This window comes from Streptomyces thermoalcalitolerans, assembly GCF_039525155.1.
Taxonomy (GTDB): Bacteria; Actinomycetota; Actinomycetes; order Streptomycetales; family Streptomycetaceae; genus Streptomyces; species Streptomyces thermovulgaris.
This window is the reverse complement of sequence record NZ_BAAAHG010000053.1, coordinates 1-25431: the sequence shown is the minus strand read 5'-3', so window position 1 is coordinate 25431 and position 25431 is coordinate 1. Positions and strand designations below refer to the sequence as shown.

Sequence of the window (25431 nt, the reverse complement as noted above, 5' to 3'; positions counted from 1 at the left end):
TCTTTTTTCGTGGAAGGTCGTCGGCACTTCGCGGGGACGCCGGACCGGGCGCTGGTTGCCGCGTCCGCCTGGAGCCGTCTGCCTGGAGCTACGAGGGAAGACGCCGTACTGACGCGGTGCCGTGTGCGGCGTGGGACGGGCGGCCGGACCGCGGGCGGGTCAGCCCGCCGGTACCGGGGCCGGCCGGGAGGCGTCGGTTGGCGCTGCGGCCGGGACGCGCCACCAGCGGCGGGACGCCATCGCGGCCAGGACGGCACCGGTGGCGTTGACCAGTACGTCGTCCACGGAGGACACCCGGTCCAGCCGCAGGACGTACTGGAGGGTCTCGACCAGGACCGAGCAGCCCGCCCCGAGCGCCAGGATCCGAGGCATCGACGCCAGCCCGGCGAACCGCATCGGGGCGAAGAAACCCAGTGCCGCAAACACCAGCAGGTTGCCGAGGATCCCGAGCGGCCCCATCGTGAGCAGGTCCACCACCGGCACCAGACTGAGGCGGCCGGAGACCTCACCGGCCCGCTCGCCCGGCATCAGGATCAGCCACACCCACGGCACCGTCCCGTGGACCAGGCCGACTTCGGCCAGCGACTTGCGCAGCGCCCAGGCCGGCTCGGCACCGGCGGCCCTCCGGCGGCGCGCCAGCAGCCACACCACCAGCGCGGACAACGGCAGCGCGGCCACCATGGTGAGCATCACACCATTGAAGGTGAACAGCCAGGCGCGCCAGCCACCGTGCATGACCAACGGCACGGACCTCACGAACAACCGCAGCACGAACTCGGCGACCGCCGCACCAGGGATTCCCAGACCGACGAGCACGATCCAGCGGACGATCCTCCGCGTACGACGGGTCGAGGCTGACAGTGGTGTGTGCTGGTTCATGCCTCCACTGAACGCGGAGAGCTGTTGCGGCGGCGTATGCGGTTTTCGATACGTTCGCGATACACGGGACTCCGGGCAAAGGGACCGGCGAACGCGAGGTGCATGACTCTTTTTGATCTGAGTTCGATGTGAGGGAACATGACGCCGCTGCGTCCACCGCGGCGTTGTGTCACTCGTGAGGGGGTGTCCCGCGTCGCCCGGGTCCGGGCAGCGCCGACCGCCGTCGTGGCGGCGCATCACCGCCAGGGTGCGAGGGCGTACTGGGCAGTTCCACCGTGATACGGAGCCCGCCGGCGGAGCGCGGGGTGAGGGTGAGGGTTCTGTGGTCGGGACGGTCGGCCGCGGTGAGCATGAGGACCGGCATGCCGCTTCCCGGGGCGACGGTGCGTTTGGTGATCTCGTCACCTGAGGGCCCGGGAATGTCGCGGTCGAGGACGGCGATGTCGTACGCGTTGATGCCCGGCATTTCCAGACCGTCGTCGACCTCGATGCCACACCGGCCGAGGCCCCGGCGCTCGCGGAACGTGCTCTTGGGTGGCTCGTGCGGGAGGGGATCGTGTGCGCCGAGCGGACCGACTGCGTGCTCGGAGCGCCGGTGGGAAACCCGCCCGGCGAGCACTGGGCGAAGGCCGTTGCCGAGCCGGACTGGGAGCCGATGGGCGGCCTCGACGTGGAGACCGGACGTACGGTCTTCCACGGCGGACAGGGCGACGCCCAGTGCGCGGTCTGTCCGCGGTGCGACGAGCGGGCCTGCTCCCACACCGAAACCTGGGAGAAGACCGAGGGCGCCGACAAGGCGTTCTTCGACGCCATCCACGCCTGGAACGCGACCGGGGAAGCGGCCGTCACATGTCCGCGCTGCGCGTCGGCCTCCGGCCTCCGTGCCTGGAAGCGGGCCGACGGCTGCTTCGCGTTCGCCTGCCTCGGCTTCGAGTTCTGGAACTGGCCCGAGTTCGCGTCTCGGTTCCTGGACGACTTCGCCCACGTGCTCGACGGTCACCGAGTGGTGCACATCTGGGGAAAGCTCCGAGCAGCGGAGGGAGCACCGCAGGCGGACCCCGCCGTCGTCATGAGCAGACCTTGCCGTCCTTCGGCACCGTGCCGCGCAGCAGGTACGCGTTCACCGTCGAGTCCACGCAGTCGCTGCCGCTGCCGTAGGCCCCGTGGCCCTGGCCCTTCCAGGTGAGCAGCACACCGACGCCCTTGCCGAGTTCGTCGGCCATCCTCCGTGCGCCCTCGTAGGGGGTCGCCGGGTCGCCGGTGTTGCCGACCAGCAGGATCGGTGCCGCACCCGGTGCGCTGACCCGGGGTGTGTCGTACTGGCCGGGCACCGGCCAGGCGTGGCACCAGCCGGCCGTGTCCCAGGCCATGGAGGAGCCGAACACGGGTGAGATCTTCTCGAACTCGGGCAGCAGCTTCCGCGCCTGCTCCAGGGTCGGCCGCTGCTTGGCGTCCAGGCACGATATGGCCCGTTGCGAGTGGGTCGTCGTGCCGTAACGGCCCGACTTGTCCCGTTCGTTGTAGATGTCGGCGAGGGCCAGCAGTGCGGATCCGTCTCCCCGCTCCGCCGCCGACAGGGCGAGGGTCAGGGCCGGCCAGCTGCTCTCGCTGTAGAGCGCCAGGGCGATGCCGGTGAGCGCCAGTGTCTGCGTCAGCTTCCGCCCGGAGGAGGCGGGCAGCGGCTTCGCGTCGAGGCGCTCCAACAGGTCGGCGATCTTGCGTGAGCCCTGCTCGGGATCCTGTCCGGTCGACTTCAGGTAGCCGTTCAGCGCCCGCTGGAAGCCTCGGGCCTGGTTCCGCGCATGGCCCACCGAGTCCGCGGTCGGGTCGACCACCGCGTCCAGGACCATGCGTCCCACGCGCCGGGGGAACAGGTGGGCGTACACCCCGCCGAGCTCGGTGCCGTAGGAGAAACCGACGTAGTGCAGCCTGGAGTCGCCGAGGACCTGGCGCATCAGGTCCAGGTCCCGGGCGGTGTCGGTCGTGGAGACGTGCGCGAGGAGCTTGCCCGCGGCCTTCTTGCAGCCCTGGCCGAAGTCGGCCGCGTCCCGGAAGTAGGCCCGCTCCTCGGCCGGGGTGTCCGGTGTCGTGTCGATCGCCTCGGCGGCCTGGATCCGCCGGTCGCTGCGGCAGCGGATGCCCTCGCTCCGGCTCACCCCGCGCGGGTCCCAGCTCACCAGGTCGTAGCGCTGCCGCAGGGTGCCGAGCACGGGGCCGTACGACGGCAACGTGTCCACGCCGGAGCCGCCCGGCCCGCCGAAGTTGAACAGCAGCGAGCCGATGCGCTTGCCGGTGGCTCTGGCGCGGATGAGAGCGAGGTCGATGGTCTCCCCGTCCGGCCGGGACCAGTCCAGGGGCGCCTTGAGCGTCGCGCACTGCCAGTCGCCGTCCGGTGCGGGGGAGCCGGCGGTGGCCTTGCAGCGGCCCCAGGCGAGCCGTTGGGAGGTGAGCGAGGAGGGCAGCTCGGATGCCGGCGTCGCGGCCGACGGGACCGGCGCCGGGGCGGACCGGCCCTTTCCCTCGTCCCGGCCGGTGTCGGACGGTCCCCCGCTGCATCCGGCCAGCAGCACCGCGGCGGCCAGCGCGGCCGCCCACTGCGTCAGACGTGACACGTGCTCCCCCCTCACGGGCTCCCGCGGATCGGCCGCGGGAGCGGTCACGTCATGGTAGGCGGATCCCGCCGCACCCCGTGCGGGCCTGTGGACAACCTTCCGGCCTGCCGCATCCGTGCGGAATCGGGTCTTTCGTCCCTCGTCGGGCGGTGCGGGGCCGTGGCCGCTCGTACGGACCCCGGGGACGGGCTCCGGGACGGACTTTGGGCGCCGGACCGTTCCGTCAGGCGCAGACCGTCCCGTTCGCGGGCAGTTTCCCGTCGAGGAGGTAGCTGTTCACCGCGTTCTGGACGCAGGGGTCCTTGCTGCTGTACGCGCCGTGGCCCTGGCCCTTCCAGGTGAGCAGCACACCGACGCCCTTGCCGAGTTCGTCGGCCATCCTCCGTGCGCCCTCGTAGGGGGTCGCCGGGTCGCCGGTGTTGCCGATCAGCAGGATCGGTGCCGAGCCGGGGGCGCTCACCTCGGTGCGGTCGGCCGCGCCGGGCACCGCCCAGCCGACGCAGCTGAGGTTCCCCCAGGCCAGGAAGTCGCCGAACAGCGGAGAGGCGGCCCGGAACGCGGGCAGTGTCCGCTCCACGTCGGCGGGGGTGTACCGCTGCTTCTGGTCGGCGCAGTTGATGGCGGTGTTCGCGGCGACGAGGCTGTCGTACGTGCCGTTCTCGTCACGGCCGTGCATGGCGTCCGCCAGCAGCATGAGGATCTGGCCGTTGCCGGCGTACGCCTGGTGCAGTCCCTCGGTGAGGGCGGGCCACAGCTCCTTGGAGTACAGGGCCTGGGCGATGCCGGTGGTCGCGGCGCTCTGGGTCAGCCGGCGCGGGAAGATGCCGGGGATCGGATTGCTGTCGAGTTTTTCGAGCAGGGCGGCGATGCGCTTCTGGATGTCCTGCACGCTGCTGCCGATCGGGCACTGGGCGGCGCCCTTCGACACGCAGTCCTTCGCGAAGTTGTCCAGGGCCGTCTGGAAGCCCTTGGCCTGGCTGAGCGAAACCTGCTCGGGGCTCTGTGTGGGGTCGACGACCGCGTCGAAGACGGCGCGGCCCACGTGCCGGGGGAACAGGTGGGCGTACACCCCGCCGAGCTCGGTGCCGTAGGAGAGCCCGAAGTAGTGCAGCCTGGAGTCGCCGAGGACCTGGCGCATCAGGTCCAGGTCGCGGGCCGCGTCGGTGGTGCGCAGATGGGGGAGGAGCTTCCCGGAGTTCTTCTCGCAGGCGGCGTTGAACCGCTTGGTGCTGTTCAGGAACGTGGTGCGCTCGGCGGCGTCGTCCGGGGTGGCGTCCTGCTGGAAGTACCGGTCGAGCCAGGCGTCGCTCTCGCACTTCACGGCCGTGCTGCGGCCCACCCCGCGCGGATCGAAGCTCACCAGGTCGTAGCGGGTGGCGAGCTTGGCGTAGTCCTGGGCGATCAGCGGCAGGGTGTCGGTGCCGGAGCCGCCCGGTCCGCCGAAGTTGAAGATCAGTGAACCGATCCGCTTGCCGGGCCCGGTCGCCTTCGCCCGGACCAGCGCGATGTCGATCGTGTCGCCGTCGGGCTTGCTCCAGTCCAGCGGTGCCTTCATGGTGGCGCACTGCCATGTGCCGCCGTTCGGCGGCGGGGAGGGCGTCGCACCGCCCTCGGACGCGGACGGTGCCGGGCAGTCCTTCCAGGTCAGCTTCTGGGCGGCCAGGTTCCCGCCCGTCGTGCCCCCGCCCGCGGCGTCCGCACCCGTCGCACCGCCGCAGCCCGTCACCAGGGCGGTCAGCAGGGCAGCGGTCACGGTCAGGGAGGCGGCGCGCGGTCCGCGGGGATTCCGCATGGTCTCATCCTCGCGCCGTTGTCCGGTCCGCGCGCGGGCCGGGGGCCGTTCGGGGGAGGCGGTGTGGTCCTGAAGAGCGGTTCCTACAGGGCGTCCTTGCGCGTCAGGTGGTTGAAGGCCAGCCAGCCGGGCAGGACCGGCAGCCACAGAGTCAGCAGACGGAACAGCAGCACCGCCGGTGCGGCCACCTCCTTGGGCAGACCCACGGCGATCAGACCGACCGTGAGGGTCGCCTCGACCGCGCCCACACCGCCCGGCGTGGGGGCGGCCGAGCCGAGCGCGTTGCCGGCGAGGAAGACGACGGCGACGCCGGCGATGCTGATCGAGACCGACTCGTCGCCGAACGCCCGGATCGAGGCGTCCAGACACATCACGAAGCAGAAGGTCAGCAGCAGCATGCCGCCGATGCCGGTGACGAGCTTCTGCGGCCGCTGCAGCACGTCCAGCATGCGCGGCACGACACCCGCGAACAGGGAACGCACGCGCGTGACGACGAACTTCCGCAGGAACGGCACCGACGTGACCACCAGCACGAGCACCGCGACCGTCAGCAGTCCCGCGATGACCGTCCGGGACGGCGACAGCGACGGCGTCTTCTCGGTTCCGGTCAGATAGCCGAAGGCCAGCAGCAGCAGGATGTGGCAGCCCAGGCCGAACAGCTGCGAGGCACCGACACTGGCCACCGCCAGCCCGGGGCGCACGCCCGCGCGCTGCAGGAAGCGTGTGTTGAGGGCCACCCCGCCGACCGCGGCCGGTGCCACGATCTTCACGAACGACCCGGCGACCTGCGCGGCCACGGTCCGCACGAACGGCACCCGTTCGGGCACGAAGCCCAGCAGCGCCATGGCCGCCGCGACATAGCTGAGCGCCGAGAACAGCACCGCCGCCGCCACCCAGCCCCACTGGGCGTTGGCGAAGAGCGTGCCGAACTCGATGTGGGTGAGCTGCGACAGCAGGTAGTACGCACCGATGGCACCCGCGATGAAACTGATCAGGGTGCGTGGCCGTACCCGTTCCAGCCGGGCGGGCTCGACCGGCGCCTGCGGCCTGATCCGCAGCACCTGGTGGCGGATCTGGGTGAGCAGATCGTCCTCGCGGGCCTCCTCCAGGGCCTCGTCGATGGCCCGCTTCTCCGCCCGCGCCTCCGCACGCTCGGTCCTCTTGTCCTTCCTGCTGTCCTTCCTGCTGTCCTTCCGGTCGGGCCGATCGGGCTTCTCCCACGTCCCGCGACCGGCGGGACCGGCCTCCGCGGCGGACTGCTCCAGCCGGGCCTGCCTGCTCTGCCGGGACGCCTCCAGGACGGCCTCCCGCTCCCGCTGCGCCCGCTCCCGGGCCAGCCGGCGCAGGGTCGCGCGCGTGGAGCGCGTCAGCGCGATGGGCTGCAGCATGGGCAGGCAGTCGGCGACCGCGTCGGGCCCGAGGACGCCGACCGCGGAGGCCACGGCGCGCTCCGCGCCCACCCTCAGGCCGAGCGTCGTCAGCAGCTGGGCGATGTCCATGCGCAGCAGCAGATCACCGGCCGCGATCTCGCCGCCGCGCAGATCGGTGAGGAAGACCCTGCCGGAACGATCCACCAGAATCGCGTCACCGGCCAGCCTGCCGTGCGCGATGCGCCGGGACTGCAGCGCCCGCACCTGCTGCCAGGTGTGGCGCAGCAAGGCGTCGGTGATCTCCTCGTCCGCCAGTGAGTCGAGCGTACGCCCGTCGATGTGCTCGTAGACGAGCATCACGGCGTCGGGGCCCAGCTCGGAGGTCGCGATCAGCTTGGGTGCGTTGGCGCCGGCCGCGATGGCCGCGTAGGCGAGCAGTGCCTCCTGCTCCAGGGCCTGGCGCAGCGACTGCAGACTGCTGCGGGTGGTGAAACCGCGCAGCGTGAGGTTGCGCCACAGACGGTAGAAGAAGCCCTGCGCCTGCTGCTCGCGGTCGACGACCGTGACGTCCAGCGGGGGGCCGTCCTTCAGGGTGACGAAGTAGCGCCGGCCGCGGTCGCCGTTGTCGGCGTCCGCCACGTCCACGCGGGCCGCGCTCACCGGATGGAATCCGACGGTCCGCAGCCCCGCCACCAGGGTCCGCCCCGTGGGACGGACGTTCGGCGAACCGACCGCGTACAGGGTGCCGTAGGCGATGGTCCAGCCGATCAGCACCGTGAGGATGATCGAGAACGGTGTGGTGTAGCCGGTGACCAGCATCGAGAAGGCGTCGAGCAGCAGCACGATCCACAGCACCGCACGCCAGCGCGGCCTCCGGGACATGCCCACGGCTGTCATGTATGCGATGACAGGGGCGAGATAGCCGTGCACCGGATCGGTCAGCGAGTGCAGGTCGCCGGGGGAGGGCTGGGTGAGCGCCTCCTGGATGGAGCTCGGGGCGCTCTCGGCGACCCACAGGTCGGTGGCGAGCGTCACTCCATGGGCGAGGACCGCCGCGAGCACGCCGTCGGCGATCCGCAGTCCGTCCCGTTTGATCAGCCGTTCGATCGCGAACGCGACCGGAACCAGCAGGATCGCGATGCTGGACGCCAACCCGGCGATCTTGATCAGCAGGTCGGGTGCCTGACCGGTGCCCTTGTTGATGTCCTGTTCGAGACCCGAGGTGGTGCCGTGCGCGAACGCGGCGATCGCCAGCAGCACCACGATGGCGAGCGCGCCCACCAGCAGCCGCATCAGGTCCGGGGGGCGGTGCACGCGCGCGGGGAGCAGCGGTTCGTCGCCCTCCAGTTCGTCGATGTGGGCCACGTCCCTGTCCTCGGGGGGCTTCCTGTCCGCCTTCTCCGCCTTCCCTGTCTTGTCCGTCTTCGTCTGGTCCGTCTTGTCCGTCTTCTGTGTCTTCTGGGGTGTTCCCGCCTTCGGACCGTCCGTGTCCCCGGTGCCCGGGCGCGACGAAGCCCCAGAGGTGCCCTCCGCGCCGTCGGGGTGCACACCCTGCTGCTTCATGATCTCTTCTTGGTCTCGTATCACCGGTCACCGCCCGCACGATGGTGGCATGTCCCACCGACACACGGAGGCGGCAGGGTGCATGTGCGGGGCGCACAGTCTGCCGGAAGTGCCGCCCAGGAGCGAGGGCACGGCCCCGTGTCCGGACACCTCTTGCTGTCGGTGGGATGGGGCAGGATGAGGCGGATGAGCACAGCGAGCCCTCCGCACGACGGTCGTCCGGAACGCCCCGGCCATGCCGACGCACTGCCCGAGTACGCCGAGCGGGTTCTCGAGGTCGTCGACCTGATACCGCCGGGGCGCGTCATGACCTACGGGGACGTCGCCGAATGGCTCCAGGAGGGCGGCCCCCGCCAGGTGGGCCGGGTGATGGCCCTCTACGGCGGAGCCGTCGCGTGGTGGCGGGTCGTCCGCGCGGACGGCGTTCTGCTCCCGGGCCACGAGCTGCGTGCTCTCGCCCACTACCGCGCCGAGGGCACGCCCCTGAAGGAGGCGGGCAGAGCGGCCGAGGGGCATCTGCCGCGCCTCGACATGCGGCGGGCCCGGTGGGACGGCGGTGAACATGCACAGGGTCACACCTGACAGCTTCCGCCATTCGAGGGATCCGCGAGGATCCCGTGGTCCGTACGGGTGAATCGGGACACGTGTACGCGATGTCGTACGTTCGTGAACCGAGGGACACACGTGACGGCTGCGCACAGGGAGGGTCCCGGGAAGAGGGGGAGGCCCTGCCTCCCCGCCCGCCCTCGGTGCGGCGCCGGCTGCGTGCGTCCTCCTCACCCCGCGGCCACCGCTCCCTCCGTCGGCCCGCGCGTCCCCGCGACGACGGTGCCGCGCGTCGGCCGTGACAGACCCCAGCACACCCACCAGGACCGGCGAACCACGTGAGCTCCTCTTCCTCCACCAGACGCCTGCCGCACCCCCAGGCGCGCCAGGAGAACCGCGGCGCCTACCGACTGGTGCGTACCCCGCCTCTCAGACCGGACCCCCCTCTTCTGGACGCCGCGCAGCGTGCCGTGGTTGACCACGAGACCGGACCGTTGCTCGTTCTCGCAGGTCCGGGCACCGGCAAGACCACCACCCTGGTGGAGTCCGTGGCCGCGCGGATCGCCCGCGGCGGGGACCCCGAACGGATCCTGGTGCTGACGTTCAGCCGCAAGGCCGCCGTCGACCTGCGCGACCGCATGGCGCTGCGCACCGGAGCGGCCCGCGCCCCGCAGGCGACCACCTTCCACTCGTTCTGCTACGCCCTGGTCCGCGCCCACCAGGACAGCGACCTGTTCGCCGAGCCGCTGCGGCTGCTGTCCGGGCCCGAGCAGGACGTGACCGTCCGTGAGCTCCTGGCGGGTCAGATCGACCTGGAGCGCCTGGGGCTGGGCACGGTGCGCTGGCCGGACGAACTGCGCGCCTGCCTGACCACCCGCGGCTTCGCCGACGAGGTCCGCGCGGTCCTCGCCCGCAGCCGCGAACTGGGCCTCGGCCCCGGGAACCTGGCGGCCTTCGCGCGCCGCATCGGCCGCCCCGACTGGCAGGCGGCGGCCGCCTTCCTCGCCGAGTACCTCGACGTCCTCGACCTGCGGGGCGTCCTCGACTACGCCGAACTCGTCCACCGCGCGGTGCTCCTCGCCCGCCGCCCCGAGGTCGCCGAGCAGCTCGCCGCGCGGTACGACGCGGTCTACGTCGACGAGTACCAGGACACCGACCCGGCCCAGGTACGGCTGCTGCGCGCGCTCGCCGGGGACGGCCGCACCCTGCTCGCCTTCGGCGACCCCGACCAGTCGATCTACGCCTTCCGGGGCGCGGACGTGAACGGCATCCTCGAGTTCCCGCGGACCTTCCCGTGCGCGGACGGCAGCCCGGCCCCCATACAGGTTCTGCGCACCTCCTACCGCTCCGGCGCCGCGCTGCTCGCCGCGACCCGTCTGCTGACCCGGCGGATGCCGCTCACCCGCCTCCCCGCCGACCAGGTCCGCGCCCACCGCGAGCCGGTCCCGGTGCACGCCGGCGGCCGTGTCGAGGTCTGCACGTACCCGACACCGGGCACCGAGGTGGACAACATCGCCGACATCCTGCGCCGGGCCCACCTGGAGGACGGGGTCCCCTGGAGCGAGATGGCCGTCCTGGTCCGCGCCGGCGCGCGCACCATCCCGGTCCTCCGCCGTGCCCTGACGGCCGCCGGGGTGCCCCTGGACGTCGACGGGGACGACGTACCGCTGCGTCACGAACCGGCGGTGGCACCCCTGCTGACGGCGCTGCGGGCGGTGGCGACCGCGGAAGCGGCGCGGCGCGGCGCGGCGAAGGCGGCCGGCGAGGAACCGCGAGGGCGCCTCGGGGAGCGGTCCGCAGAGCAGCCCGGGGAAGGGGCCGAGGGGCGGGCCGAGGAGCAGTCGGAGGAGCAGTCCGAGGCGGACGCCTGCTGGCTGGACACCGAGACCGCGCTCACCCTCCTCACCTCACCGCTGGCCGGCATGGACGCCGCCGACCTGCGCCGCCTGGGCCGTGCGCTGCGCGAGGAGGAACGCGCCGCCGGCAACCCCCTGCCCCCGCCCTCGGACGAACTGCTCGCCCGGGCCCTGGCCGAACCCGAACGCCTGGTCGCGCACGACCCCACGTACGCGCGTGGCGCCCAGCGCCTCGGCGCACTGCTCAGAAAGGCCCGCGAGCGCCTGGCGAGCGGCGGTACGGCCGAGGAGGCGCTGTGGGACCTGTGGGAGGGCACCCCGTGGCCCGCCCGTCTGGAGCGGGCCGCCCGGCGCGGCGGCGCCGCGGGACGCAACGCCGACCGTGACCTGGACGCCGTGTGCGCGCTGTTCGCGACCGCCGCCCGCGCCGAGGAGCGCACCGGAGGCCTGGGCGCCCTGAACTTCCTGGAGGAGATCGAGGCCGAGGACATAGCCGCCGACACGCTCACACGGCGCGCCGTACGCCCCGACGCGGTGCGCCTGATGACGGCGCACCGCGCCAAGGGCCTGCAGTGGCGCCTGGTCGTGATCGCCGGCGTCCAGGAGGGACTGTGGCCGGACCTGCGGCGCCGCGGCTCCCTGCTGGAGGCGGACCGCATCGGCCGCGACGGACTCGCCCCGCCGCTCACCCCGGGGGCACTGCTGGCGGAGGAACGCCGCCTGTTCTACGTCGCCGCCACGCGCGCGCGTGAACGTCTCGTCGTGACCGCGGTGAAGGCACCCTCGGACGACGGCGACCAGCCCTCCCGCTTCCTCGCCGAACTCGGAGTCGAACCCAAGGACGTCACCGGCCGTCCGCGCCGCCCGCTGTCCGTGGCGGCACTGGTCGCCGAACTGCGCGCCACGACCGTCGACCCGCGCGCCTCCACCGCCCTGAGACGGGCCGCCGCGCACCGGCTGGCCCGGCTCGCCGCGCTCGCCGACGACGAGGGCCGCCCCCTGGTGCCCTCGGCCCATCCCTACCGCTGGTGGGGCATGGCCGACCAGACCGAGAACAAGGTGCCGCTGCGCAACCGCGACCAGCCCGTCGTCCTGTCCGGCAGCGCCCTCGACCAGCTCGCCAACACCTGCGCCCTGCAGTGGTTCCTCAGCCGCGAGGTCAGGGCGGACCCTCCCGCGAGCGCCGCCCAGGGCTTCGGCAACGTGGTGCACGTGCTCGCCGACGAGGTCGCCTCCGGACGCACCCCCGCCGACCTCGAGGTCCTCATGGAACGCCTGGAGACGGTGTGGAACGCGCTCGCCTTCGACGCGCCGTGGAAGTCGGAGCAGGAGAAGGAGAACGCGCGCGTGGCACTCGAACGCTTCCTGAGATGGCATGTCCTGGACCGCTCCGGCCGCACGCCCGTGGCCGGCGAGCACGCCTTCGACGTGACCCTGGAGGCGGGCGACCACCAGGTGCGCATCCGCGGCTCCATGGACCGTGTGGAGACCGACGGCGCGGGGCGCGCCTATGTCGTCGACTTCAAGACCGGCAAGCAGGCCCCCAGCGCGGCGGAGGTGGCCCGCCATCCGCAGCTGGCCGTCTACCAGCTCGCCGTCCGCGAGGGCGCCGTCGACGGGATCTTCGGCGGCACACGCCCCGAGCCGGGCGGCGCCGAACTCGTCCAGCTGCGCCAGGGGGCGGCCAAACGGGACGGCGGCGACGGCCTGCCCAAGGTGCAGACCCAGGGGCCGCTGGAGGGGGAGTGGATCGGTGAGCTGCTGGCCACCGCCGCCGGAAAGGTCCTCGACGAGCGGTTCACGCCGACGGCCGGGCAGCACTGCGCGCACTGCGCGTTCCGCGCGTCGTGCAGCGCACGGCCGGAGGGACGCCACGTCGTCGAGTGAGCCGTCGAGTGAGCCGTCGGGCGGGCCGCCGTGCGGCCTGCGTGACGAACGGCACCAGCCGGTACCGACCCGCGTTCTCGCCGATCCGGAGGATGCCGTGGCCCGCGCTGTCCGTGTCCGCCGCTAGCCTCTGGTGAGTGCCCGCCCGTATCACCGATCCCGAGCAGCTCAAGGAGCTCCTCGGGATTCCGTTCACCCCGGAGCAGACGGCCTGCATCACCGCGCCGCTCGCTCCGCAGGTGATCGTGGCCGGCGCCGGATCCGGCAAGACCACCGTGATGGCGGCCCGCGTGGTGTGGCTGGTCGGCACCGGACAGGTCGCCCCCGAACAGGTCCTGGGCCTGACCTTCACCAACAAGGCCGCCGGCGAGCTCGCCGACCGCGTCCGCAAGGCGCTGGTCAAGGCCGGTGTCACCGACCCCGACGTCATCGACCCGGACAACCCTCCGGGCGAACCGGTGATCTCCACCTACCACGCCTTCGCCGGCCGTCTCCTGACCGACCACGGACTGCGCATCGGTCTCGAACCCACCACCCGGCTCCTCGCCGACGCCACCCGCTACCAGCTCGCCGCACGCGTCCTGCGCGAGGCCCCCGGCCCGTACCCGGCGCTGACCCGCTCCTTCCCGGACCTGGTCGGTGACCTCCTCGCCCTCGACGCCGAGCTCTCCGAACACCTCGTGAGCCCCGAGGAGCTGCGCGCGTGGGACACCGGACTGCTGCACACCCTGGAGGGCGTCAGACTCACCAACGCCGACCTGCGCAAGGTCCCCGAGACGGCCGCCGCCCGCCGTGAACTGGCCGACCTGGTCCTCCGCTACCGGGCCGCCAAGCGCGAGCGCGACCTGCTCGACTTCGGCGACCAGATCGCCCTGGCCGCACGGCTCGCCCGGCTGCCCGAAGTGGGCCGCATCCTGCGCGAGGAGTTCCGGGTGGTCCTCCTCGACGAGTACCAGGACACCTCGGTCGCCCAGCGCGTCCTGCTGGCCGGCCTCTTCGGCAACGGCACGGGCCACCCCGTGACCGCCGTCGGCGACCCCTGCCAGGCCATCTACGGCTGGCGCGGCGCCTCCGTCGCCAACCTCGACGACTTCCCCGAGCACTTCCCCCGCGCCGACGGCCGTCCCGCTGTCCGCCAGGCCCTCAGCGAGAACCGCCGCAGCGGCGGACGCCTCCTCGACCTCGCCAACGGCCTCGCCGCGCCCCTGCGCGCCATGCACGCGGGAGTGGAGGCCCTGCGCCCCGCCCCCGGCGCCGAGCGCGACGGCCTGGTGCGCTGCGCGCTGCTGCCCACCCACGCCGAGGAGATCGAGTGGATCGCCGACTCCATCGCCCACCTGGTGCGGACGGGGAAGGAACCGGGCGAGATCGCCGTCCTGTGCCGTACGGCCAACGACTTCGCCGAGATCCAGGGCGCCCTGGTCGCCCGTGACATCCCGGTCGAGGTCGTCGGCCTGTCCGGGCTGCTGCACCTGCCCGAGGTCGCCGACCTGGTCGCCGTCTGCGAGGTCCTGCAGGATCCCGGCGCCAACGCCTCCCTGGTGCGGCTGCTGACCGGACCGCGCTGGCGCATCGGCCCGCGCGACCTCGCGCTTCTCGGCCGCAGGGCGAGACTGCTCGTCGCCCACACCCGCGCGGACGCCGGCGACGACCCCGACAGCCGGCTCGCCGGGGCCGTCGAGGGCGTCGACCCGGCCGAGACGATCTCGCTCGCGGACGCCCTCGACACCTTCCTCGAAACCCCCCTGCACGGAGGCGGGGACGACGACGGGCTGCCGTTCTCCCCGGAGGCACGGGTGCGGTTCGCCCGGCTCGCCGCCGAGCTGCGCGACCTGCGCCGCTCCCTGGCCGACCCGCTCATGGACGTCCTGCACCGCATCCTCGCCGTCACCGGCCTGGACGTGGAGCTGTCGGCCTCCCCGCACGCGCTGGCCGCCCGCCGCCGCGAGACCCTGTCCAACTTCCTGGACATCGCCGCCTCCTTCGCCGCCAACGAGAGCGAGGCGTCGCTGCTGGCCTTCCTCGGCTTCCTGCGCACCGCCGCCCAGTACGAGAAGGGCCTCGACAACGCGCTGCCCGGCGGCGAGAACACCGTCAAGGTGCTCACCGCGCACAAGTCCAAGGGCCTGGAGTGGGACGTGGTCGCCGTCCCCGGCCTGGTCGCCGGCACCTTCCCCAGCGCGCAGGGCCGCGAGAAGTGGACCAGCCAGAGCAGGGTCCTGCCGCACGCCCTGCGCGGCGACGCCGGCACCCTCCCCGACGTCGGCAGCTGGGACACGCGGGGGATGAAGGCCTTCCACGAGGCCATGAAGGACCACCAGTACACCGAGGAGCTGCGCCTCGGCTACGTCACCTTCACCCGCCCCCGCTCCCTGCTGCTGGGCTCCGGCCACTGGTGGGGCCCCCGCCAGAAGAAGCCGCGCGGCCCGTCCCCCTTCCTGCAGGCCCTTCACGACCACTGCGTCGCCGGAGGGGGCGAGATCGAGGTCTGGGCGGAGGCGCCCGGACCGGACGAGGAGAACCCGGCCCTGCACCGGGCCACCGTCGGCCAGGCGTGGCCCCTGCCCCTGGACGAGGCCGCCCTGGCCCGCCGCCGCGAGGCCGCCGCGATCGTCCTGGACCACCTGGAGAAGCTCGCCGGCGACCCGGACCACCACCCGACGGCCGTCCACCGTCCGGACACCCCTGACGACCCCGAATGGCCCCCGCCCCCGGAGGACGACGCACCGCCCCACGACGAGGACATCCCCTTCGAGCCCTTCGCACCTTTCGAGGAGGACGCCCCTGTCGAGGAGGACCTCGGCGACTGGGACTCCTGGAGCAGCGACCGCCCGGCGGTCCCGCACCAGGCCACCGCGCCCGAACCGCACTCCGCCCCGCCGGCCGGACGCCCTCACCCCGGTGAACGCACCGGTGAACGCACCGTCGAGTCCGAGCCCCTCACCCCGGAGGAGGCCCGCCTCGTCGCCTCCTGGGACCGCGACCTCGACGCGCTCACCGCGGAGCTCCGGCACACCCGGCAGAACGTCACCGACGTCCCCCTGCCGACGACTCTGACCGCGTCGCAGCTGCTGCACCTGGCGTCCGACCCCGACGGGTTCGCGCGGGAACTCGCACGCCCCATGCCGCGCCCCCCGCAACCCGCCGCGCGCCGTGGCACCCGCTTCCACGCCTGGGTCGAATCCCGCTTCGAAGAGCTGACGCTGCCCATGCTGGAGCCCGAGGAACTGCCCGGCGGCGACGCCGAGATCGACGACGAACGCGACCTGGAAGCCCTCAAGGCGGCCTTCGAGCGCACCGAGTACGCACATCGCACGCCCCACCGCGTCGAGGCGCCCTTCCAGCTCGCCCTCGCCGGCCGTGTCGTCCGGGGCCGTATCGACGCCGTCTACAAGGAGGGCGACGGGGACACGGCGACGTACGAGATCGTGGACTGGAAGACGAACCGCTCTCCCACCGCCGACCCGCTCCAGCTCGCGGTGTACCGGCTGGCCTGGGCCGAGCAGCACGGCATCCCCCTGGAGCGCGTCACCGCCGCGTTCGTGTACGTACGCACCGGTGAGGTCGTACGGCACGACGACCTGCCCGGCCGGGCGGAGCTGGAGAGGCTGCTGCTCCAGGAGCCGAGGCCCGGCCCACAAGGTGACGAACCGCCCGAACGGGATGCCGTCGCGGGCCGATAGGCTCGGACGCATGAGCCAGACCCCGGACAGCGCCGTCCGTACGTACATCGCACAGCACCGCGCCGCCTTCCTCGACGACCTCGTCGAGTGGCTGCGCATCCCCTCCGTGTCGGCCCAGCCCGAGCACGCGTCCGATGTACGCCGCAGTGCCGACTGGCTCGCCGGCGCACTGCGGGAGACCGGGTTCACCACCGTCGAGATCTGGCAGACCCCGGGCGCCCCGGCCGTCTTCGCCGAGTGGCGCTCCGACGACCCCGACGCCCCGACGGTCCTCGTCTACGGACACCACGACGTCCAGCCCGCCGCCCGTGAGGACGGCTGGGACAGCGAGCCCTTCGAGCCCGTCGTCCGCGAGGGCCGCCTCTACGCGCGCGGGGCGGCCGACGACAAGGGCCAGGTGTTCTTCCACACACTCGGCGTCCGCGCCCACCTCGCCGCCACCGGCCGCACCGCCCCGGCGGTCCACCTCAAACTCCTGATCGAGGGCGAGGAGGAGTCCGGCTCCCCGCACTTCAGGGCGCTCGTCGAGAGCCGTGCGGACCGCCTGGCCGCCGACGCCGTGATCGTCTCCGACACCGGCATGTGGTCCGCGGACACGCCCACGGTGTGCACCGGGATGCGGGGGCTCGCCGAGTGCGAGATCCGGTTGTCCGGGCCCGACCAGGACATCCACTCCGGCTCCTTCGGCGGCGCGGTGCCCAACCCGGCGACCGCCGCCGCCCGCCTGGTCGCCGCCCTGCACGACGAGCACGCGCGCGTGGCGATCCCCGGCTTCTACGACGGCGTCGTGGAGCTCACCGACCGCGAGCGCGAACTCTTCGCCGAGCTTCCCTTCGACGAGGAGCAGTGGCTGCGCACGGCCAAGTCCTACGCCACCCACGGCGAGGCCGGGTACACCACCCTGGAGCGCATCTGGGCCCGCCCCACCGCCGAGGTCAACGGCATCGGCGGCGGCTACCAGGGCCCCGGCAGCAAGACGATCATCCCGGCCGACGCGGTGGTCAAGCTGTCGTTCCGCCTGGTCGCCGGCCAGGACCCCGGCCATGTGGAGAAGGCCGTGCGCGCCTGGGCCGCCGAGCAGGTGCCCGCGGGGATCCGGTCCGAGATCACCTTCGGCGCGGCCACGCGTCCGTGCCTGACTCCGCTGGACCACCCGGCCCTGCAGTCCGTGGTCCGCGCCATGAGCCGGGCCTTCGGCACCCCCGTCCGCTTCACACGCGAGGGCGGCTCGGGTCCGGCCGCCGACCTTCAGGAGGTGCTCGGCGCGCCCGTGCTCTTCCTGGGCATCTCCATCCCGTCCGACGGCTGGCACGCGCCGAACGAGAAGGTCGAGCTCGACCTTCTGTTCAAGGGCGTGGAGACCAGCGCGTACCTGTGGGACGACCTCGCGGAGCACTGGCGTGGCGCGCCCTGACGGGCGACCGCCGGCAGGGGCGGCCTCGGACCAGGAGCACACTGGAAAGGCCGCCGCGCAGCCTCAGGCCCCGCCGCACGCGGACGTCTCCTGTCGCGCGCCCTGCTGAACCACAGCCGAAACAACCGTTGCACCGGGGGAATGGGAAGCACTCGTGACCACCTGGACCGATCACACCGCCGACCGACCCATCTCGCTCACCGCGCCCAGCGGCATCGACCGGGCCGCCCACCACCGGTTCGACGAGGCCTGGCTGGCCGCCGCGTGGAGCCACCCCTCGACGCGCTGCTTCGTGGTCTCCGGCGGCCAGGTCCTGATCGACGAGACGCCCGACGGCCGGACCGTACTCGTCACGACCCCCACCTTCGAGGCCCCTCCCACCGAGGCACACCGCTACTTCCTGGGCACCGACAAGGACGGCGTCAGCTATTTCGCCCTGCAGAAGGACTCCCTGCCCGGCCGCATGGACCAGTCCGCCCGCCCGGCCGGCCTGCGCGAGGCCGGCCTGCTGCTGTCCCCGCGTGACGCGGGCCTGATGGTGCACGCGGTGGCCCTGGAGAACTGGCAGCGCCTGCACCGCTTCTGCTCCCGCTGCGGCAAGCGCACCGTGATCGCCGCGGCCGGCCACATCCGCCGCTGCCCGGCCTGCGGCGCCGAGCACTACCCGCGCACCGACCCCGCGGTGATCATGGCTGTCACCGACGAGGAGGACCGCATTCTGCTCGGCCGTCAGGTGCACTGGCCCGAGGGCCGCTTCTCCACGCTCGCCGGTTTCGTCGAGCCCGGGGAGTCCGTCGAGCAGGCGGTGCGCCGCGAGGTCCACGAGGAGGTCGGCGTCACCATCGGCCAGGTCGAGTACGTCGCCAGCCAGCCCTGGCCGTTCCCGTCCAGCCTGATGCTGGGCTTCATGGCCCGCGCCACCTCGACCGGCATCACCGTCGACGGCGACGAGATACACGAGGCCCGCTGGTTCTCCCGCGAGGAACTCCGCGCGGCCTTCGACTCCGGCGAGGTCCTGCCCCCCTACGGCATCTCCATCGCGGCCCGCCTCATCGAGATCTGGTACGGCAAGCCGCTGCCGACACGGACCACTGTCTGAGGCGAGGGCGCCGAAGAGAACAAGAGAACGAGCGAACGGGCGAACGGGCGAGCCGAGACGGGCGGGCGCGACGGCCGGGCAAGCGGGCGGGAGAACCGAGAGAGCCGGGAAACCGGGGAAGGCCGGGGAAACCGGGGAAAGCCGGGGAAACCGATGAGACGATGAGAAGGCGGCTTCCCGAGAGGCCTCGGGAAGCCGCCTTCCGTGCATGTGTGAGACGCGCCGGGGTCAGATGCCGAGCTTCTGCTTGACCTGCGCCAGCGACGGGTTCGTCAGGGTCGTGCCGTCCTCGAACAGCAGGGTGGGAACGGTCTGGTTTCCGCCGTTCGCCTTCTCGACGAAGGCCGCGGACTCCGGGTCGTGCTCGATGTTGACCTCGGTGTAGGCGATGCCCTCGCGGTCCAGCTGGCTCTTCAGCCGACGGCAGTAGCCGCACCACGTGGTGCTGTACATCGTCACAGTGCCCGGCATGTCTCGTGCGCTCCTTCAGCAGGTTGAGGACTTGGGGACAGCACTGGGGAAACGTACGCCATCGGCTCGGCATTCCCGCCGGGGGTATCCAGGACCGACACGAGCATGACATCTGTCATGTCCGTCGCCGCATATGTCGTATCCGCCGTATCTGTCGTATCAGTGTGACTGTGAAGGCTCGCCTGTGGACAACCGGCTCGCCCGCCTCCTGCGACCTGGCAGCATGGCTGTGTGACAGCAGCAACGCACTCCCCGCTCTTCTCGCAGATCCCGGACTCCGCCGACGCGGTGCTCGACGGGCTCGACCCGGAGCAGCGCGAGGTGGCCACCTGTCTGCGCGGGCCGATGTGCGTCCTGGCGGGTGCCGGCACCGGCAAGACCCGTGCGATCACCCACCGCATCGCCTACGGGGTGCGGGCGGGGATCTACCAGCCCTCCAGCGTGCTCGCCGTCACCTTCACCAACCGGGCGGCCGGCGAGATGCGCGGCCGGCTGCGCCAACTCGGCGCGCACGGTGTGCAGGCCCGCACCTTCCACTCGGCCGCCCTGCGTCAGCTGCAGTACTTCTGGCCGAAAGTGATCGGCGGCGTCATGCCCCGGCTCGTCGACCGCAAGATCCAGCTCGTCGCGGACGCGGCCGCCGCCTGCCGGATCCGACTGGACCGGGGTGAGCTGCGGGACGTCACCGCGGAGATCGAGTGGGCCAAGGTCACCCAGACCGTCCCGGCCGACTATGCCCTCGCCGCCGCGAAGGCCGGCCGTGAGACCCCCCGCGACCCGGCCGAGATCGCCCGGCTGTACTCCGTCTACGAGGAGCTCAAGCAGGACCGCTCCGTCATCGACTTCGAGGACGTCCTGCTGCTGACCGTCGCCATCCTGCAGGACCGGCACGACGTGGCGGAACAGGTCCGTGCCCAGTACCAGCACTTCGTGGTGGACGAGTACCAGGACGTCAACCCGCTCCAGCAGCGGCTGCTGGAGCTGTGGCTGGGCGAGCGGGACAACCTGTGCGTGGTCGGCGACGCCAGCCAGACGATCTACTCGTTCACGGGGGCGACCCCGGACTATCTGCTCGACTTCCGCACACGGCACCCCGGGGCCACCGTCGTCAAGCTGGTCCGTGACTACCGTTCCACCCCGCAGATCGTCCATCTCGCCAACGGGCTGCTCGCCCAGGCCCGCGGCCGGGCCGCCGACCACCGGCTGGAACTGGTCTCCCAGCGCGCCCCGGGCCCCGACCCCGTCTACACCGAGTACGCCGACGAGCCCGCCGAGGCCGAGGGCGCCGCCCGCCGTATCCAGGAGCTCATCGCCTCCGGTGTCCCGCCGAGCGGGATCGCCGTCCTGTTCCGGACGAACTCCCAGTCCGAGACCTACGAACAGGCGCTCGCCGACCTCGGTGTGCCCTATCAGCTGCGCGGCGCGGAACGCTTCTTCGACCGGCCCGAGGTGCGCAAGGCGGTGATCGCGCTGCGCGGCGCCGCCCGCTTCGGCGGCAACGACTCCCTCCTCGACGACGCCGTCGACCTGCCCTCCCAGGTGCGTGCCGTGCTGTCCGCGGAGGGCTGGACCCCGCAGCCGCCGGCCGGCTCCGGCGCGGTCAGGGAGCGCTGGGAGTCACTGGCCGCCCTGGCCCATCTCGCCCAGGACTTCGCCGCCGCCAGACCGGACGCCACCCTGAGCGACCTCGTGACCGAGCTCGACGAGCGGGCGAACACCCAGCACGCCCCCACCGTCCAGGGCGTCACCCTCGCCTCGCTGCACTCCGCCAAGGGCCTGGAGTGGGACGTCGTCTTCCTGGTCGGGATCACCGAGGGCATGATCCCGATCACCTACGCCAGAACCGACGAACAGATCGAGGAGGAGCGCCGTCTCCTCTATGTCGGTGTCACCCGCGCCCGTGAACAGCTGTATGTCTCCTGGGCGCTGTCCCGCTCGCCCGGCGGTCGTCCCCACCGTCGCCCGAGCCGTTTTCTCGACGGGCTGCGGCCGGGCTCGGCCGGCACCGCGGGCCGGGGCGTGCCCGGCGCCTTCGGGGGCATCGAGCGGGGCTTCACCGCGACCGACGGGGCCGCAGCGGCCGCGGGGACCGTGGGAGCCGTGGGGGGCATGGGGGCGTCCGTTCCGCGCCGCGTCCGGCGCGCCCCCGCCCGGTGCCGGGTCTGCGGACGCACCCTCACCGGCGGCGGCGAACTGAAGCTGATGCGCTGTGAGGACTGTCCCTCCGACATGGACGAGGGCCTGTACGAACGGCTGCGCGAGTGGCGGGCGGAGCAGGCCGGGCGCAGCGGACAGCCCGCCTTCTGCGTCTTCACCGACAAGACTTTGATGGCGATCGCCGAGTCCGTCCCGGACGACGAGTACGAGCTGGCACGCATCCCCGGGGTCGGGATGCGCAAGCTGCGCCGGTACGGAGCGGATGTTCTGGCCATCTGCGCAGGTCAGAAGCCTGTGACAGAAACAGGCGAGAACTGATGCGAACTCGTCGAGAAAATAGTTTGCGCGCGCCCCGTCAAGCCCCATAGGTTCTTGGTCACGGGAACGGTGGCCTTCCTGAGGCCGCGATTCCGTGTTGTACTTGTGCATCCGTCCACATGGACTGGCTCATCCCAGTCCCCTCAGACGCCGAGAGGAGGCGAGTCCAGTGATCAGCATCAAGAGCAGCTTCTTCAGCAGCGTCAAAATGGCCGATCGCTCGATTGCCTCCCTGCGCATGCCCGGCGTCTCGCACCAGGGCACCGGTCTGTCCGGCGTGCGTGCCGTGCGTCCGGCGTCCTTTGCGGCTCTCGCGGGTTTTTCCGTCCGTGAGCGCGATGAGCGACCGACCAAGGCACTGGGAGCAGTAGCGGCGCAGGCGCAGGCCTATGCCTTTGCGGCGACCGGTGCCGAAAACCGGAAGCAGACGACGCAGCACCACCTGATGTGGGCCTTCCGTGGGCCAAAACCCTGGAGTGATCCATCCTGATCGCTGATCAGGTCGGCGCCTTCAGGGCCGCGGAACCCCATCCGGGATCCGCGGCCCTTCTGTTTTCCCCGAACGGGGAGAGCGGAGCAGAAGGTGCCTCGGGACAAGTGAAGAACGCGGTACCCAGCCGACATCCGGCCTACCGGCCGGTCCGACCAGACGAGGAAGACGAACCGTGCAACTCGAAGCGCACGCCCCGTCCGCACCACCTTCCGGCACGATCCCCAAAACCGGTCTCACGGAGGACCCTGCTTTGACCGCGCTCACCGCGCTCACCGCGCTTGACGACGCCATCGAGAAGCTCGACGTACCCGTCCCGTGCCGTACCTACGACCCGGAGGTCTTCTTCGCCGAGTCGCCGGCGGACGTGGAGTACGCCAAGTCCCTGTGCCGCACCTGCCCGCTGATCGAGGCCTGCCTCGCCGGAGCCAAGGAGCGGCGTGAGCCCTGGGGTGTCTGGGGTGGCGAGCTGTTCGTCCAGGGTGTTGTGGTCGCCCGGAAGCGGCCCCGTGGCCGCCCGCGCAAGAACCCGGTCACGTCATGAACACCCCCGGAACGATCGACCGTCCCCTCGCGCACGATCCCCAGAAGCAGGCCTCGATGAAGCCGTCCACCCGTGAACCCGCAGGTTCCGCGACCGAAGACGTCACCACCACCGGCGCGATCGACTCGCGCCAGAACAGGACCCGAGAGATGCAACTCATCCCAGAAGCCCTGGCCCGTGCGCATATGCAGGAGCGGTTGCGCGAGGCGGAGCGGCAACGCCAGGCCGTGCGCCTGGCTGCCGCCCGCCGGATGCAGCGCCGTGCCGAGCGTGCCTCGCTGCGCGCCCGCCGTGCGCTCGCCATGGCGGTGATGCAGTAACCGACCGCGCTGCGCACACCGCCCGGTGACGGCCTCCCCGTCCGGGAGGCCGTCGGCTCCGCCCGTGGGGGCCGGTCCGTGGTGAACGGACCGGCCCCCACGGTGCGTTGCGTCCGCCGCATTATGGTCCGGAGGTATCGTCGCCGGGTGACGAGTCTTTCCGATCTTTCCGAAGGGACGGACCACAGCGACTTCGGCCCGGAACGTCCCGCTTGGGAGTGCTCGCGCTGCGGCACTCCGGCCGACGGCCCGCAGCCCACCTGGACCTGTTCCGTGGAAGGCGGCGTACGGCGCTACTTCTGCGACGCCTGCTCCCGGAAGAACCTCCGCTCGATCGAGGGCCGGCTCGACTCGGCCTGGTGGTAGGTCCCGTCCGAGCTCAGGCCTCGGCGGCCGTCCGCCCGGCCTCCGCATCCCCGTCGTCCGGGCCGGCGGGGCCGGCGGTGAAGCCCGGCAGCCACTGCTCCAGCTCCTCCCTCAGCCGCACGGTCGCCCCCAGCTGGCACAGCACTCCGATCGTGCTGAGCGTGACGCGGTGTATCAGCAGGTACGCCGGCGGCAGGTTGAGCTGCTTGCCCAGCTGATAGGCGGGGGAGCGGGGGTCGGCGATCCGGACCGCCTGGCTGCGCATCCAGTCACGGGTGAAGGTGAACTCCTCCACCCGGGCCGGCTCGATGATCGGCAGCAGATAGTCGAGAACGGCGTCGGGGTCCAGCTCGATGGACTCCTTGACGAAGCCCTCCGCGCACAGCATCCGGTAGACCGCTTCCGCCTCTCCGTCCAGCGCCATGCGCAGGGACTGGCCTATGGGCGTCGGCAGCCCGCCGGGGAGCCGGTCGACGGTGCCGAAGTCCAGGACACCCAGCCGCCAGTCGTCCTCGCCGCCGGGTCCGCCGGGCAGAAGACGGAAGTTCCCGGGATGCGGATCGGCGTGCAGCAGACCGGTGCGGGCCGGGCCCGAGAACAGGAAGCGGGCCAGCAGCTGGCCGGCGCGGTCGCGTTGTTCCTTGGAGCCGTCCGCGATCACCTCGGACAGCGGGATGCCGTCCATCCACTCGGTGACCAGGACTTGTTCGCGCTGATGGACGACCGCGGGGACCACGACGTCCGGGTCGCCCTCGAACTCCTCGGCGTGTGCCTGCTGGGCCTGTGCCTCCAGGCCGTAGTCCAGCTCCTCGGAGACCCGGTCCTTGAGCTCGGCGATCAGCGGCTTGATGTCCATGCCGGGAATCAGCGGCCCCAGCAGCCGGGCGAATCTGCTCAATTGGTTCAGGTCGGACAGCAGGGCCTCGCCGGCGCCCGGGTACTGGACCTTGACCGCCACCTCGCGGCCGTCGTGCCACACCGCCCGGTGCACCTGCCCGACGGAGGCCGCCGCGGCCGGCTTGTCCTCGAACTCCTCGAACAACTCGCGCCAGTTCGCACCGAGCCGCTCCTCCAGCACGGCGTGCACGGTGCGGGTCGGCATCGGCGGCGCGGCCTCCTGGAGCTTGGTCAGCGCGGCCCGGTAGGGCCCGGCGATCTCCTCGGGCAGCGCCGACTCGAAGACGGACAGCGCCTGCCCGAACTTCATCGCCCCGCCCTTGAGCTCGCCGAGCACCTTGAACAGCTGCTCGGCCGTGCGTTGCTGCAGCTCGCGGCCGACGAGTTCCGCGGACTCGCCGACGATCCGTTTGCCGAGTCCCCAGGTCGCTCTCCCGGCGAAACCGAGCGGGAGCGCGGCGAGCTTGGCGGTCCGGGTGACCGCTTTCCGGGGAAGATCAGACATGCGCCCTCCAAGTCCCAGCAAGCCGCGCCGCGTCTGCCACACGGCAGGGCGTCGATGACGGCCCTTGCCCAGACATTGTCCCGCGTGCCGCCCCATCCCTTGAGGCCTGTTCCCCCTCGGTTTTCCCCGCCGCTCCGCACGGGCAGGCGGGATGCGGCGGCAACGGCCGCGCCCGCCAGTGCAGACCCGGTACGGACACCTCCCAGCGGGTGCCCGCGCTGGAGGGCGACTCCCCGTCCAGAAAGGCCAGTGCGTGCCCGGCCGCCAGGGCGGCCACCGTCGTGGCGAGAGATACGTCACAGGGACGTACCGGACGCGGTCCTCCCGAACGCCACTGTGCCACCAGACGCGGCCAGGCCGGGTCCCGGTCCGTGCGGTCCAGGTGCAGACAGCCGGCGCAGCTCGTCTCGCCGGGCAGGACGAGCGGACCCACGACGCCCGTGCCCTCCACCACCCCGGCGTGGAGATGGGGGACGCCGGACTCGACGAGGGGAGCGGTCTGCGCCGGGTCGGGTGCGTGCACGGCGACGTCGTCCCGCGGGGCGAGGACCACCAGGGAGAAGCCCTGCTCGGCGGAGGCGTCCTGCTCGGCCGGCCCCCGGGGGGTGCGCCGGGGCGGACGGCCGGGCGCGGCCCGGTGCACGGCCCGCCGCGCCGCGGCG

17 protein-coding genes and 1 pseudogene are annotated in these 25431 nt (G+C 72.2%); 10 read left to right on the top strand and 8 right to left on the bottom strand.

Going from position 1 to position 25431, the window contains the following annotated elements; translation table 11 throughout:
* Nucleotides 1–159 precede the first annotated feature (159 nt).
* The 5 genes and pseudogenes from ABD224_RS23990 to ABD224_RS23970 form a co-directional block, all read right to left on the bottom strand.
* On the bottom strand, nt 160–879 hold the full coding sequence (locus ABD224_RS23990) for a VanZ family protein (protein WP_344053324.1): 720 nt from the start codon (nt 877–879) through the stop codon (nt 160–162).
* A 319-nt stretch (nt 880–1198) separates the two neighbouring features.
* Nucleotides 1199–1360, bottom strand: a pseudogene (locus ABD224_RS23985) (response regulator); the annotation flags it as partial.
* A 586-nt stretch (nt 1361–1946) separates the two neighbouring features.
* Nucleotides 1947–3491 (bottom strand): alpha/beta hydrolase, encoded by a 1545-nt coding sequence (locus tag ABD224_RS23980; protein ID WP_344053322.1) that lies wholly within the window; start codon nt 3489–3491, stop codon nt 1947–1949.
* Nucleotides 3492–3714: 223 nt separating this feature from the next.
* Nucleotides 3715–5283, bottom strand: coding sequence for an alpha/beta hydrolase (locus ABD224_RS23975; protein WP_344053320.1), 1569 nt, complete (start codon nt 5281–5283; stop codon nt 3715–3717).
* Nucleotides 5284–5366: 83 nt separating this feature from the next.
* Nucleotides 5367–8216, bottom strand: a complete 2850-nt coding sequence (locus ABD224_RS23970; RefSeq protein ID WP_344053317.1) for a lysylphosphatidylglycerol synthase domain-containing protein — start codon at nt 8214–8216, stop codon at nt 5367–5369.
* Nucleotides 8217–8402: 186 nt separating this feature from the next.
* On the opposite strand from ABD224_RS23970, the gene ABD224_RS23965 reads away from it, so the two are divergent.
* From ABD224_RS23965 to nudC, 5 genes are all read left to right on the top strand, one after another.
* Nucleotides 8403–8798 (top strand): MGMT family protein, encoded by a 396-nt coding sequence (locus ABD224_RS23965; protein WP_344053315.1) that lies wholly within the window; start codon nt 8403–8405, stop codon nt 8796–8798.
* A gap of 302 nt (nt 8799–9100) precedes the next feature.
* A complete protein-coding gene (locus ABD224_RS23960; RefSeq protein WP_344053313.1) occupies nt 9101–12505 on the top strand; it encodes an ATP-dependent helicase in 3405 nt (1134 codons plus the stop codon).
* Nucleotides 12506–12642: 137 nt separating this feature from the next.
* Nucleotides 12643–16188 carry an ATP-dependent helicase gene (locus ABD224_RS23955; RefSeq protein WP_344053311.1) on the top strand — a complete coding sequence of 1182 codons (3546 nt, stop codon included), beginning with the start codon at nt 12643–12645 and terminating at the stop codon, nt 16186–16188.
* Nucleotides 16189–16198: 10 nt separating this feature from the next.
* Complete coding sequence (locus ABD224_RS23950; RefSeq protein ID WP_344053309.1) at nt 16199–17602, top strand: dipeptidase; 1404 nt, start codon at nt 16199–16201, stop codon at nt 17600–17602.
* Between the two features lie 154 nt (nt 17603–17756).
* Nucleotides 17757–18701, top strand: a complete 945-nt coding sequence (gene nudC / locus ABD224_RS23945) for an NAD(+) diphosphatase (protein WP_344053307.1) — start codon at nt 17757–17759, stop codon at nt 18699–18701.
* A gap of 228 nt (nt 18702–18929) precedes the next feature.
* On the opposite strand, the gene ABD224_RS23940 is transcribed toward nudC, so the two are convergent.
* Nucleotides 18930–19172 (bottom strand): mycoredoxin, encoded by a 243-nt coding sequence (locus ABD224_RS23940; RefSeq protein WP_344053305.1) that lies wholly within the window; start codon nt 19170–19172, stop codon nt 18930–18932.
* A gap of 231 nt (nt 19173–19403) precedes the next feature.
* Here ABD224_RS23940 and ABD224_RS23935 point away from each other — a divergent pair, with 231 nt between their 5' ends.
* The 5 genes from ABD224_RS23935 (at nt 19404) to ABD224_RS23915 (ending at nt 23367) form a co-directional block, all read left to right on the top strand.
* The gene (locus ABD224_RS23935; RefSeq protein ID WP_344053303.1) at nt 19404–21647 is read left to right on the top strand and encodes an ATP-dependent DNA helicase UvrD2; all 2244 of its coding nucleotides are present in this window, start codon (nt 19404–19406) and stop codon (nt 21645–21647) included.
* Between the two features lie 169 nt (nt 21648–21816).
* On the top strand, nt 21817–22137 hold the full coding sequence (locus ABD224_RS23930; RefSeq protein ID WP_344053301.1) for a hypothetical protein: 321 nt from the start codon (nt 21817–21819) through the stop codon (nt 22135–22137).
* Nucleotides 22138–22312: 175 nt separating this feature from the next.
* Nucleotides 22313–22681 carry a WhiB family transcriptional regulator gene (locus ABD224_RS23925; protein ID WP_344053299.1) on the top strand — a complete coding sequence of 123 codons (369 nt, stop codon included), beginning with the start codon at nt 22313–22315 and terminating at the stop codon, nt 22679–22681.
* The gene (locus ABD224_RS23920; protein ID WP_344053297.1) at nt 22678–23001 is read left to right on the top strand and encodes a hypothetical protein; all 324 of its coding nucleotides are present in this window, start codon (nt 22678–22680) and stop codon (nt 22999–23001) included. Before ABD224_RS23925 ends, ABD224_RS23920 begins: the two co-directional genes overlap by 4 nt.
* A 147-nt stretch (nt 23002–23148) precedes the next feature.
* The gene (locus ABD224_RS23915) at nt 23149–23367 is read left to right on the top strand and encodes a hypothetical protein (RefSeq protein ID WP_344053295.1); all 219 of its coding nucleotides are present in this window, start codon (nt 23149–23151) and stop codon (nt 23365–23367) included.
* Between the two features lie 13 nt (nt 23368–23380).
* Here the strand turns inward: ABD224_RS23915 and ABD224_RS23910 are convergent, their stop codons facing one another.
* A complete protein-coding gene (locus ABD224_RS23910; RefSeq protein WP_344053292.1) occupies nt 23381–24769 on the bottom strand; it encodes an ABC1 kinase family protein in 1389 nt (462 codons plus the stop codon).
* Nucleotides 24762–25431: TOMM precursor leader peptide-binding protein (locus ABD224_RS23905; protein WP_344053290.1), on the bottom strand; the 670-nt coding region annotated here is incomplete at its 5' end. The genes ABD224_RS23905 and ABD224_RS23910, both read right to left, overlap by 8 nt.

What these genes read in the sequence shown, in the direction of transcription:
- ABD224_RS23940 (WP_344053305.1), bottom strand. Translation starts at nt 19,172, where the DNA reads ATGCCGGGCACTGTGACGATGTACAGCACCACGTGGTGCGGCTACTGC.
- ABD224_RS23990 (WP_344053324.1), bottom strand. Translation starts at nt 879, where the DNA reads ATGAACCAGCACACACCACTGTCAGCCTCGACCCGTCGTACGCGGAGG.
- ABD224_RS23910 (WP_344053292.1), bottom strand. Translation starts at nt 24,769, where the DNA reads ATGTCTGATCTTCCCCGGAAAGCGGTCACCCGGACCGCCAAGCTCGCC.
- ABD224_RS23950 (WP_344053309.1), top strand. Translation starts at nt 16,199, where the DNA reads ATGAGCCAGACCCCGGACAGCGCCGTCCGTACGTACATCGCACAGCAC.
- ABD224_RS23975 (WP_344053320.1), bottom strand. Translation starts at nt 5,283, where the DNA reads ATGCGGAATCCCCGCGGACCGCGCGCCGCCTCCCTGACCGTGACCGCT.
- ABD224_RS23965 (WP_344053315.1), top strand. Translation starts at nt 8,403, where the DNA reads ATGAGCACAGCGAGCCCTCCGCACGACGGTCGTCCGGAACGCCCCGGC.
- ABD224_RS23970 (WP_344053317.1), bottom strand. Translation starts at nt 8,216, where the DNA reads ATGAAGCAGCAGGGTGTGCACCCCGACGGCGCGGAGGGCACCTCTGGG.
- ABD224_RS23920 (WP_344053297.1), top strand. Translation starts at nt 22,678, where the DNA reads ATGAACACCCCCGGAACGATCGACCGTCCCCTCGCGCACGATCCCCAG.